At 44.6% G+C, this 11,670-nt stretch carries 12 protein-coding genes; 4 read left to right on the plus strand and 8 right to left on the minus strand.

The annotated features are described in order from the left end of the window. Positions 1 to 46 precede the first annotated feature (46 nt). From glpQ to glpT, 5 genes are all read right to left on the minus strand, one after another. Complete coding sequence (gene glpQ / locus AB432_RS01780) at positions 47 to 1,153, minus strand: glycerophosphodiester phosphodiesterase (protein ID WP_048036032.1); 1,107 nt, start codon at positions 1,151 to 1,153, stop codon at positions 47 to 49. Positions 1,154 to 1,440: 287 nt separating this feature from the next. Next, complete coding sequence (locus tag AB432_RS01785) at positions 1,441 to 1,737, minus strand: putative quinol monooxygenase (protein ID WP_048036033.1); 297 nt, start codon at positions 1,735 to 1,737, stop codon at positions 1,441 to 1,443. Between the two features lie 30 nt (positions 1,738 to 1,767). Further along, positions 1,768 to 2,409 (minus strand): nitroreductase family protein, encoded by a 642-nt coding sequence (locus tag AB432_RS01790; RefSeq protein ID WP_082196065.1) that lies wholly within the window; start codon positions 2,407 to 2,409, stop codon positions 1,768 to 1,770. 27 nt (positions 2,410 to 2,436) lie between these two features. After that, positions 2,437 to 2,856: a MarR family winged helix-turn-helix transcriptional regulator gene (locus tag AB432_RS01795; protein ID WP_048036034.1), complete on the minus strand. Its 420-nt coding sequence runs from the start codon at positions 2,854 to 2,856 to the stop codon at positions 2,437 to 2,439. A 500-nt stretch (positions 2,857 to 3,356) separates the two neighbouring features. Further along, positions 3,357 to 4,721 (minus strand): glycerol-3-phosphate transporter, encoded by a 1,365-nt coding sequence (gene glpT / locus AB432_RS01800; RefSeq protein WP_048036035.1) that lies wholly within the window; start codon positions 4,719 to 4,721, stop codon positions 3,357 to 3,359. Positions 4,722 to 5,133: 412 nt separating this feature from the next. On the opposite strand from glpT, the gene AB432_RS01805 reads away from it, so the two are divergent. Beyond that, positions 5,134 to 6,654 carry a chitinase gene (locus tag AB432_RS01805; protein ID WP_048036036.1) on the plus strand — a complete coding sequence of 507 codons (1,521 nt, stop codon included), beginning with the start codon at positions 5,134 to 5,136 and terminating at the stop codon, positions 6,652 to 6,654. A 174-nt stretch (positions 6,655 to 6,828) separates the two neighbouring features. Here the strand turns inward: AB432_RS01805 and AB432_RS01810 are convergent, their stop codons facing one another. After that, positions 6,829 to 7,170, minus strand: a complete 342-nt coding sequence (locus tag AB432_RS01810; RefSeq protein WP_048036037.1) for a winged helix-turn-helix transcriptional regulator — start codon at positions 7,168 to 7,170, stop codon at positions 6,829 to 6,831. A gap of 105 nt (positions 7,171 to 7,275) precedes the next feature. Here AB432_RS01810 and AB432_RS01815 point away from each other — a divergent pair, with 105 nt between their 5' ends. The 3 genes from AB432_RS01815 (at position 7,276) to AB432_RS01825 (ending at position 9,350) form a co-directional block, all read left to right on the plus strand. Beyond that, positions 7,276 to 7,668, plus strand: a complete 393-nt coding sequence (locus tag AB432_RS01815) for a RidA family protein (RefSeq protein WP_048036038.1) — start codon at positions 7,276 to 7,278, stop codon at positions 7,666 to 7,668. 78 nt (positions 7,669 to 7,746) lie between these two features. Next, positions 7,747 to 8,049 carry an ArsR/SmtB family transcription factor gene (locus AB432_RS01820; protein WP_048036094.1) on the plus strand — a complete coding sequence of 101 codons (303 nt, stop codon included), beginning with the start codon at positions 7,747 to 7,749 and terminating at the stop codon, positions 8,047 to 8,049. A 95-nt stretch (positions 8,050 to 8,144) separates the two neighbouring features. Further along, positions 8,145 to 9,350: an MFS transporter gene (locus tag AB432_RS01825; protein ID WP_201265908.1), complete on the plus strand. Its 1,206-nt coding sequence runs from the start codon at positions 8,145 to 8,147 to the stop codon at positions 9,348 to 9,350. A 126-nt stretch (positions 9,351 to 9,476) separates the two neighbouring features. Here the strand turns inward: AB432_RS01825 and AB432_RS01830 are convergent, their stop codons facing one another. Both AB432_RS01830 and AB432_RS01835 read right to left on the minus strand, forming a co-directional pair. After that, positions 9,477 to 10,538, minus strand: coding sequence for an SDR family oxidoreductase (locus AB432_RS01830; RefSeq protein WP_048036039.1), 1,062 nt, complete (start codon positions 10,536 to 10,538; stop codon positions 9,477 to 9,479). Positions 10,539 to 10,794: 256 nt separating this feature from the next. Next, a complete protein-coding gene (locus AB432_RS01835; protein WP_048036040.1) occupies positions 10,795 to 11,583 on the minus strand; it encodes a hypothetical protein in 789 nt (262 codons plus the stop codon). Positions 11,584 to 11,670 lie beyond the last annotated feature (87 nt).

Raw genomic sequence — 11,670 nt, forward strand, 5'->3', positions numbered from 1 at the left:
CGTTTTAGTGTTAAAGAGGTGTTTTTAAGTTACTTTGCGGTCTGTGTCAGCTACCCTTGTACTGGGACGTTTTGCTTTGGGACTCCGCTCTTCGTAAAAAATCAACGGCACGGTCAGGGAAGTCCGTAAACACCCCGTCAACTCCTGCTGTGAAGTAGAACTGATCGAGCAGTTCCTCAAAGTTTGCTGCATAGGCAGGGATTTGTCCTTTATCCGCTCGGAAGGTGTATGGATGCACTTCCAGGTCAGCTTCATGAGCCTCTTTGACAAGATTGGTAATGATGAGGTGGTCTTTCGTCGACTCTTCTTTGATGATCATCGGCTTCCATGGCCCTACGCCGTCTGCGTATTTCGCAATTTCTTTCATCGCCCCTTTTTCAAACATCCAATCGTAGTTGTAGGGAACGCCCTTACCGTTTTCATAGATCATGGTTTCGTTCCAGCCGGTTTCTGCCATGAGCTGTACAAGCTTCACGTTCATATTCAAATGTGGATAGAGCTCCGTGCGAATCCGTTTTGCTTCATTGGGGTCGAAAGTCTGTATGTACGCTTTGTCATTCTTGGACACATAGCCGTACTTTTTCAACACCTGTAACACTGCGAGGCTGATGTCCTTTCCTTCGTGTCTGTGGAACCAGGGAGCTTTGATCTCCGTATAGATCCCTACGTTACGACCCGTGCTTTTGTTCATACCCTGGATCAGTTCAATCTCTTCTTCCAAGGTGTGAACACTGAAGCTGGATTTCCAGAGAGGGAAGCGATCCGGATAGTCTTGTACCTGCTTGCCGTTTTCTACTGTGAAGACCTCTGTCGTTTTCAGTTTCTTGATCTCGTCAAGAGTGAAATCAATAACGTAGTACCTGCCATCTTTTCGTTTTCGATCAGGGTAGACCTCCGCTACATTGGTTACGCTGTCCAGATAATGGTCGTGCATGATGACTAGTTTGCTGTCCTTTGTCATGACCACGTCTTGTTCGATGTAGTCGACTCCCATCGCGTAAGCCATCGCTTTTGCGGGCAGCGTATGTTCCGGCAAGTATCCGCTCGCTCCGCGGTGGGCGATGACAATCTTATCCGCTTCGGCAAAGGATACGCTTCCAAAGCTCGTTGTAATAGCGAGAGCGGCTGCCAAGGATGTAACCAGTTTTTTCATGTTCTTCCTCCTCCATTTGGATGAAAAAAAGATCCACAAATTTCACTGGTAGGTTATACCGTACCAAATGAAATATTGTGAATCTCCTGATCTCCATCACAAAAATATTATATTGGTTACTAATGTAAGGGATAAAGAAAGCGCTGTCAATAAATTGTTAGCGGCAGCCCTTTTAAAGCAGTTCATGATCCTATTTGCTTGCTATTACCCATTTCATGTATTGCTGGACAAAAAAACAGCAAGGCTGATCGCAGGACCAACCTTGCTGTTTTTCCGTACATCACGAATTACAACTTCACAGGCTCTCCTGCGAATACTTCCAATTCCATAGCTGCTGCAAAAAAGGAGGGAGCTAGCTTCACAAAAGCTTGAAAATGAGCGCTTGCATTGTGCGCCGCTACTGCGTCAGCGTCCTTCCACTTTTCTACCATGGTGTAGTGATATTCTTGCTCTGTGCTTTTCAGAAGGGTGTATCCCACATTTCCTTCTTCAGCTTGGCTTGCAGCAACCAGGGCTTTGGCCGCTTGAAGGAAGGCTTCTTCCTGTGCGGGTATCACTTGCAGATGGGCATGTATAATAAGCATGGTTTTCTACCTCTCTTCAACGAATTTGAATTATTTCCAGGTTGTCACTGTCTCAACAGGGAGACGGTAAGATGGGTATCCTTCCTTGGCTGCTTTCCCGATACTGATCAGCATGATCGGTTGATAGCGATCCTTGTCCAAATCAAGCGCTTCTGCTATTTGATCTTTTTCATAGCCGCCGATTGGGTTCGTGTCATAGCCGAATGAACGGGCAACCAGCATCAATTGCATGGATACGAGCCCGGCATCGATAAAATTGACATCCCGCAGGTCAGAGGCTGGTATATTGGCGTAGTAAGGCTTTACGGCTTTCAACTGCATTTCCTTCACTTCCTGCGGCATGTATCCGAGCTCGACAGCTTTTCCAAATATCTCATCCATATATTCTGCATTTTTCATGTCGACGAATACGGCAATAACGGCGGAAGAGGTGAGTACCTGCGTTTTGTTGAAGCGTGCCAGCTCTGCAAGTTTTTCTTTCCCTTCTTGACTTTCGATAACCACAAAGCGCCAAGGCTGCATGTTGACTGAAGATGGAGCGCGTGTAGCTCCCGCTAGAATCTCAATCATTTCCTCGCGGCTGATTTTTATTTCAGGATCATAAAGTTTGACAGAACGACGACCAAACGTGATTTCACGAAAATCATTTGTTCTTTGTACTGTGTTTATCATGTAAAAACAAACTCCTTTCTTGAACAATCAAATGTTGTTTTGCATCCGTTTGAGAAAATCAGTTAAGACCTGCGTTTCATCCTTGCTAAAGCCTTCCAGAATCTGCTGGATAAAATTTCGTTTCTCGCTTTTGTACCCTTCAATCCGATGATGTCCTTCTTCAGATAGACGAACGAAGGTTTCGCGGTTATCATTTGGATTTTTGTGTCGGGTCACCATACCATCCGCTTCAAGTTGCTTCAGGTGGCGTGTAATGGCAGCACTGTCGATATTGATGTGCTTTTGTAGCTGGGACTGATTGATTTCGTTGCATTCGCAAAGGATTTGCAAGATCGCAAGGCGAGTAGAGCTGATTCCGGTACAGCGTTCGAACTTGGGACTTATTTTATTGGTTAATCCGATGAGCAGATTCAGTATGTGCTCCTCTTCAAATTCCTTGCGTGTCATGAAAAATGCCTCCCGGGGGCAAGATGAGTAGGAACTCAGTCATATATCCACAAGCAATGACAACATCCAGTCAGTTGAGCATGATGACTTGATATTAATTGACGTATCAATAATTGATACGTCAATTAATATAACACCTTATTTCAACGTTTGCAACATATGATCCCTGCAAAAGTCGCTGGGCTAACGGATGTGATAGCAATTTCATCATGTTCTCTCTCAAAAAAGACGGGACGGATTGGTCTTGGGGAGTAAATGAAGTGGGCAAATTGGTGATGGAACACAAATGAGGTATGGCAAAAGACCCGAGACAAGTGAATGAATCAAAATAAAGGGAAATGATCTGTAGAATTATACCTAAGGAGAGATGTAGAGCTTGGGGCTAATACTTACGTAATTTTGTCTGATCTCTGAGCTGGATACTAGGAAAGAACTGGTTATTCATGCCATAAAAAAGAAGGATAAAAATCACAACGATTTTCATCCTTCTTTTTGCTATTTTAATGATTTTTAACGACTTCCTGCCCCCGCACATTCCATGTAAGGGCAAAAACAAGAGCAGCCAATGCGCACGAAGCTGTCAGCAACATAAATCCTGCATCCCAGCCGGAGGCATCAACGATAACCCCCATCAATGCATTCGCTGTGACGGTACCGCCCAGGTAACCAAACAGACCCGTCAGCCCTGCAGCGGTTCCAGCAGCCTTTTTTGGTACAAAATCAAGGGCTTGCAAACCAATCAGCATGACTGGACCGTAAATCAGGAAACCGATAGCGATCAGGCAAATCATATCGACTACGGAATTTCCAGGTGGGTTGAACCAGTAGACCAGAACAGCAATCAATACGCCGAGCATAAAGACAAACCCTGCGGGTCCACGGCGGCCCTTGAACAATTTATCGGACAGCCAGCCGCACAGGAGCGTTCCCGGGATACCTGCCCATTCGTACAAGAAGTAGGCAACGCTCGACTTGCTCATATCAAAGCCTTTTTCCTCACTCAAATAGGTCGGAGCCCAGTCCAAAACGCCGTAACGGACGAAGTAGACGAAGATGTTTGCAATTGCGATTGCCCAAACCCATTTGTTGTTCAATACATATTTGAAAAGGATTTCTTTTGTGGAGAACTCTGTTTCAAACGTTTTCTTCGCCTTGTTTGGATAGTCATTGCGATATTCTTCGATAGGCGGCAGGCCGACTGACTGCGGAGTATCGCGAATTAAGAAATACGTAATGAATGCAAAGACAATGGCAACCAGAGCAGGCAGGATAAACACGCCTTCATACCCGGAAGCGGTATTACCCGAAAGCCCGGTGAACATCGCTGCACCTGCCACAGCGAGGGGGGCCATCAATCCTCCACCAACGTTATGGGCTACATTCCAAATGGCTGTTTTGTTTCCTCTTTCACTTACACTAAACCAGTGTACAAGGACACGCCCGGATGGAGGCCAGCCCATTCCCTGAAACCAACCGTTCAGGAACAGCATCACAAACATGATCGTGACGGATGAGGTGAAGTAAGGAACAACGCCCATCAATAAACTAATAAGTGCAGAAAGAATCAAACCGGCAGGCAAGAACATTCGCGGGTTGCTTCGGTCTGAAAAAATGGCCATTACAAACTTGCTGATCCCGTAGGAAATCGAAATGGCGGATAATGCAAAACCGAGCTCTGATTTTGTATATCCTTCTTCAATCAAATAAGGCATGGCGAGCGAAAAGTTTTTGCGGATGAGATAGTACGCCGCATAACCGATGAAGATTCCGAGAAACACCTGAAGCCTGAGCTTTTTATACTCAGAATCAATTTGTTCGTCAGGCAATCTGTCAATAGGCGATGCAGGCTTAAACAGTTTGAGCATCTTAATCCTCCCCCTAAGTTATTTCTAACTAGGATGGCGATATACGTAAAAAAACCCATACCTTAATGGCGCTTTCAAAAATGAAAGTGCCAAAAAGTATGAGTCTCCGAATCTCCATCATAGTTAACTTGTCGTAAATGTATTCTATTATTCTGTGAAAACGTTGTCAATGCCGAGCCACTGGATCACGCTTGAAAATTCTGGAGCGTAAGAAAATTTTCCGCAAAAACGCGGTCGCACCTCTGCGAAAAGCCTCGATAGAGGTTTTTTTATGTGTATATAAATCAAAAAAATACATCTTTTACAAATATAAGGATATCTTTATATTAGCTCATCTGTATGAGGGGGGTTAAGCAAAGATGTAAAGGACACTCTTTTTTATTGCAAGTAAAAATGAAGGAGGATTTGTTTGATGTATTTGATAAGAAAAACAGGATTTTTGGTAGTACTGTCGCTTATCTTAATCTTTTCTATATTCCCGCAGTCTTCTCACGCCATGACACCGTGGACTCCTAACACCGCATACAACTTAGGCGACATAGTTACGTATCAAGGGCAAGATTACAAATGTACATTTGCTCATACATCGCTTGTCGGATGGGAACCGCCTAACGTACCGACACTGTGGCAACTGCAAGGTCCGTCTGCTCCCGATACCATTCCACCTACGTCCCCCACAAATCTTAGTGAAGTAGGGATATCAAGTAGTTCGGTCAGCTTATCTTGGACAGCTTCTACGGATAACATAGCTGTTCAGGAGTATCTCGTCTACAACGGAGATACACTCGCTGGTATAGCGAATACAACATCCTATACCGTGACAGGGCTTCTAGCAAATACGACCTATTCATTCAAGATACAGGCAAAAGATGCCGCAGGTAATGTATCCCCACCCAGCGCTTCGCTAACGGTAACCACTTTATCCAAATCCCCAACTGAACCGGTGTCCAAACGAGTTTTGATCGGCTACTGGCATAATTTTGACAATGGTTCTACGGTACTCAAGCTAAGAGATGTCTCAGATAAATACGATGTAATCAATGTTGCATTCGCAGAACCAGTCGGTGGCGATCATGCGACAATGGGATTCGTGCCGTTCAATGCATCCATTGAGGAATTTAAGTCGGATATCGCCTTTTTGAAATCAAAGGGGAAGAAGGTCCTTATCTCGATTGGCGGAGCGAATGGGACAGTCGAGCTAACGACGGAAGCTGCCAAACAAAATTTTATTACCTCGATGACCTCGATCATTCAAACGTATGGTTTTGATGGTATGGATATTGATCTGGAAGGAAGCTCCCTGTCGCTCAATGCGGGGGACACTGATTTTAGAAATCCGACAACACCAAAAATTATAAACTTAATCTCAGCGACTCAGACGATCACGAATACATTTGGCCCATCTTTCATTTTGACAATGGCACCAGAAACGGCTTATGTCCAAGGAGGTTACGCTTCCTATGGTGGGCCGTGGGGCGCTTATCTACCTGTGATTCATGCTCTTCGCGATCGAATGAATTATATCCACGTGCAACACTATAATTCTGGTGCGCTAGAAGCATTAGATGGTCGTACGTATCAGCAAGGAACGGCTGATTTCCAAGTAGCGATGGCAGAAATGCTATTGAAAGGATTCCCTATCGGTCGTAACCCTAACAACATGTTTCCAGCTTTGAGAGAGAACCAAGTCGCTATCGGGCTACCTTCTGCTCCAAGTGCTGCCGGGGGAGGCTATACGTCTCCAGCCGATATCCAAAAAGCCCTTCAATACTTGGTAAAAGGCACGTCATTTGGAGGAGCTTACAAGCTCCAAAATCCAGCAGGTTATCCGCAGTTCCATGGAGTTATGACCTGGTCTATCAACTGGGATGCTAAAAATAACTATTCGTTTGCCAATCATGTTCGCACTTCGCTTGATGCACTGAAACAGTAAGGACGAAATCTTGTGAAAAAACCCACCCGCTCTCATGGGTGGGTGTCATTGTTATTCATACAAAAGTCTGATGTAGCGGTTGGGATGACCCAACCTGGAGGAATCGGAGTCGGTTGATTTATTTTGAAGTAACGTTTCCTGAGAAGATGTTGTGAGTTCAGCAGTCTGGTCCATTTAGCGGTTTTGGTTCTTTACTCCCCACTCACATAACTCTTCCAAAACAGGTAATAGTGTTTCCGCTTTATGTGTGAGACTGTACTCGACTTTAGGAGGAACTTGAGGGTATTCTTTCCGCGTCACCATACCATCTGCTTCCAATTCTTTCAGTTGGGAACTCAATGTTTTATAAGTAATAGCTCCAATCTGTCTTTTCAGATCATTAAAGCGAACCGGCTGGTTTTCTGCCAGGAGGTAAAGAATAACCATTTTCCATTTGCCACCTATGACGGACAATGTATAACCAAAAGGTGTATCTTGAATATTCTTAACTTTTCCCTTATATTCAGCCATGCTCATTTTTTACACTATCCTTTCTGGTAGTAGCTATCAATAAAGTGCGTACTGTTTTTTTATTGGATCTCATTTTATTCTAACCTTACTTTGAGAAAAGGAGAGAATAAAATGAATCATGGTAAAACCTACAATCACGGTGTTGCTTGGGAAGAAGGTTTCGGCGTCACACAAGGTTATAGCGTCAATGGTACCATCTACATTTCGGGGCAATTTTCCCACGATATGCAGGGTGTGTTCGTTGGCGAGGGCGATATCGAGACACAGACCCGGCAGACGCTGGAGAATCTCGATCGCGTGCTGGCCGGATTTGGTGTCACAAGGTCGAACATCGCTGAGATGGAGGTCTTTCTGACAAATCCGCAAGAGCATTTCGAGCAGTGCGTCAGTATGTACAAAGAGTATGTCGGTGACCATCGTCCGGCTGCTACCCTCATCGGCGTGTCGGGTCTTGCGTTTCCTCACCAACTGATTGAAATCCGCGCTGTCGCACACACCAACTAACTCGGCTGCCGCTCTACAGCATGCGGTGTTATGGCATGAACTCTTGACACATCGACAATTCTCGATATAATAATGCGTATGGATCCAATTGAAATTTTTAAAGCGCTGTCCAACGAGTCTAGACTCCAAATTCTGCATTGGTTAAAAGAGCCTGAAAAACATTTTACACCCCATGAAGGAGTTGATATGAGAAAGATCGGGGTATGCGTCAGTCAAATAACTGAGAAGTTGAATATGACCCAATCAACCGCGTCCCAATATTTGTCCATTCTCCAACGCGCTGGGCTGATCAAGACGGAGCGTATTGGAAAATATACGTACTATACCAGGGACGAAGAAAAAATACGTGAAATAGGCGCTTTTTTTAGCAATCAAATATGATCGAATAAAACTGAATGCTTCATGCAGTATTCAGTTTTATTTCAAGCTTCATATCGACATATCTTAATATGTTTAAATTTTGAGGGGTGCTATTCATGTCGAATACATGGAAGGTTTACTTTTTGTCATTGGTCAGTTTTCTAGTGGGTACTTCAGAGTATGTGATCTCAGGCATCCTGGATAAGATCTCGGATACTATGGGCATCTCCATTACAGCGGCAGGACAGCTGGTTACTATATTTTCATTTGTTTATGCCATTGTAACTCCTGTGATGATGGCCATAACGGCAAAAATGGATAGGCGGAGGCTTCTTGTTAGTGCACTAGGAATTTTCGTAGTTGCCAATATACTGTCGTTCGCTCTTCCGGGGTTTGAATTCTTTATTATAGCCCGTGTGATCATGGCTGTAGGTGCTGGAATGGTGGTTGTGACTGCACTAGATATCGCGGCCAAGATCTCTCCTGAAGGCAAGCAGGCAAGTTCGATCGCAACTGTCATTATGGGATTTACAGCATCTTTAATTATCGGTGTTCCCCTTGGACGAGTAGCGGCAGCCGCATTTGAATGGCAATCTGTATTCGGGTTTATTGCACTGGCAGGACTTTTGGCAATGTTTGTCCTGTCCCGCACGATCCCACGAGTAAAAGGAGATGAACCCGTACCTCTTTCGAAACAATTATCATTGTTGAAAAATCCGAAAGTCGGGCTTGGTTTATCGGTTACGTTCTTTTGGCTAGGTGGATATTCCATTGCCTATACTTATATATCTCCTTATCTTCTCGAAGCCGCTGATATAAGTGAAAATTTGTTGAGTAGCGCTTTATTGGCATTCGGTTTAGCTAGTCTGATCGGTTCCAAATTCGGTGGTTACAGTACGGACAAATGGGGAGTATTTTCTACATTACTTGGTGGAATGGTTCTGCACGTTGCAGCTCTCATTTTGCTCTCGATTACCGTATCTATCTCACCTGAACCGTTTACGGTGATCGCGATATTGGTATTATGGTCCTTCGCTGCTTGGTCTTCCGGGCCAACGCAACAGTATAATTTGGTTCGGATTGAACCGAATAATTCAGGGGTAATGCTTGGTCTGAACCAATCTATGATGCAACTGGCGATGGCGGCAGGGGCTGGAATTGGAGGCATCGCTGTTGATCAAGTATCCTTATCGTCAATCACTTGGTTAGGTATGTTTGGCGTGGTGATTGCTATCGTTGCTGCACTGATTTTACAGGCGATGTTAAGAGAAAAAGTTAGACATAAACCAGGCGCATACGAAACACGGTCCAGCAACCGCTGATTGCCAGTCCCAAAAGACACAGGCTCGAAGGAACGGTTCCGTCAGTGACGCGATCTTAACAACAGGCCATCCTTTAAGGGCGGCCTGTTGTTTTGAGGAACCCAATCATCCGGGTTTTCATCTGCACTAACTAAGAACAGCCTGCTTCTGAAATCCACTCATAATCGCAATCAACATCTCTTTATCCATCTGCAATTCGCTTTGACCCACTTTTTGCAGCAGTTTCTTGGTGTTTTCATTCGGGAAAGAAATACTCCGCTTCCAATACGAATGGAACAAGCTCATAGAAGCATTAAAGGCTTTCTCTTCTTCAGATAACAGCTCGGTTGTTTCGAATGGAACAGGAACTAAATTAGGAAAATCCAAGACTTCTTTGATACAATCCACCACTAGCTGTTGGGTCGGTGGAACAGGATTGGTAGCGTGATAGATTTCCATATGCTCACCATGGGTAAGTGCAGCGAGCAAGACAGAAGAGACATAATCAACGGGGACGAGGTTCGAGTTCACGTCGACATCCACCAAAATTCGGTACTTTTGATTTTCCCAGCCTTCTGCTCGGGACGCTCTTCTTTTCAGAACGCGAAGACCTTTTAGTAATCCATACAAACCAAAATTGGTATCGGCTTCGCCTGTTTTGGAATCACCGATAATGATCGAAGGTCTGACAATGATGGTCTCCATTTTGTCGCTGTAGGAGAAGACGAGGTGCTCTGCCAAGCATTTTGTCTCTTCGTAGTTGTTCACGAAGGAGCGTTCCGGGTTGTACAGCGCTTCTTGTCCTTCTGTTTCAGTGCCGATAGTATAAGCCGTACTCACATAGATAAAGCGGGGGGAGCGAATGGCTTCTGCGAATTGTAATGTATTTTTTGTTCCCTCTACATTTACCTCGTACGTCTGCGGTTTCTGAGCGGGATCGAAGGAAAGGTATGCGGCAATATGGTACATTGCCTCTATTTTTTGGTTGAGCTGTCCCAGATCATTTTCAGAGACGCCCAAGTCTTTTTTCGAAACATCACCTAGCAAAATATGTACCTGTGCCCGGTGCTTTTCGGCAAAGCTATGTAACAAATCGTTTGCCTTTTTTTCATTTCGAGCGAGTAAGTAAAGGGTATGACCCTCGTTTAATAGATCATGGGATAGTTTTTTTCCGAGAAAACCTGTTGCTCCGGTTACAAGGATATTCATATGGTTAACCAGCTCCGTATGTTTGGTAGGTAGGGAGTTGCTGATATATCAATAATTCATTATATGATGAAAAATGTAGCTGTGACGAGTGTGGATGAAACGGTATCGTGAACAACTGGGTAGTTTCAAACAACTGTTTAACAGCCACATGAATAGCCATTTGCCCTAGATTTCCCGGTATTTTTCCTCTGAAAACCAATCGAAAAAACCTCCAGAGCTACTAATGTGTAGCGGAAGGAGGTTTTTCGCTTACAAGTTACGCAATCCAATCGATGGTAGATCCAGATACATGTTGGTTTTCCATTCGCTGTTGCAGGTAAGGATTTTTCTTTTGCTCATCTAATTGCTTGTCGTTAGAAGAACGCTCTACCTGATTAGCCTCTTGAGAATTCTCAAGCTTTTTGTCGATCTCGGCCGTCATCTTCAGCAGCTTGCCGTTTAAGCCCTCGGCTTTCCGCTTCAGTTCTTCTGACCTCGTAAAATCTCCGTCCTTTGATGCAGGTTCCCACGCCTTAGCCTCTAATTCCAAGGTAATCTGAGCGCGTTTAACACTATGTACATTCTTGAGATCGTGGGTTGCCGTTAAAACAGCGTGGAGGGTAGGTGAGGAATGTGGTGAGTCATCTTGTTGGGGGGCGGAATCAGAAGTTTTCTGTTCCTTGCTCTCTTCATCTGTGCCTCTCGCCTTGCGTTGTTCTTCCAACAGAATTTGCTTCATCTGCGTATCGATTTCCTCGATCTGTTTGTCCATCTCATCCAGTCGTTCTTTCATGACTTTCGGGTCTGTCAGTTTTTCAACCGCATCCGCATAATAGTTGTTCCGTCTCTCCAGCATAGCTTGCTTTTGTTCCATGAGGCTTTGCAGCATCTTATTCTTATTGAGGGCGTTGTTCCCATTGCTTAGCTGTAGGCCTTGCTGGCTAATCGTTACATGATCCTGCTTTTTGTTACTGTCGTGCCCCAGTGCTTTCGTCTGTGGGTGATTTCCTGCGCTTCTATACTGGACAGACGAGCTTACGGCGTATCTAGGTGTAACAGACAACATGAATGAGGTTACCTCCTTTCATGAATCGAGTCGTTGGCCAAAACGGCAGCCAATCCGGAATGCGGATTACTGATGTTTGGCTATTAT

Origin of the sequence: Brevibacillus brevis (genome assembly GCF_001039275.2) — a bacterium.
GTDB lineage: Bacteria > Bacillota > Bacilli > Brevibacillales > Brevibacillaceae > Brevibacillus > Brevibacillus brevis_C.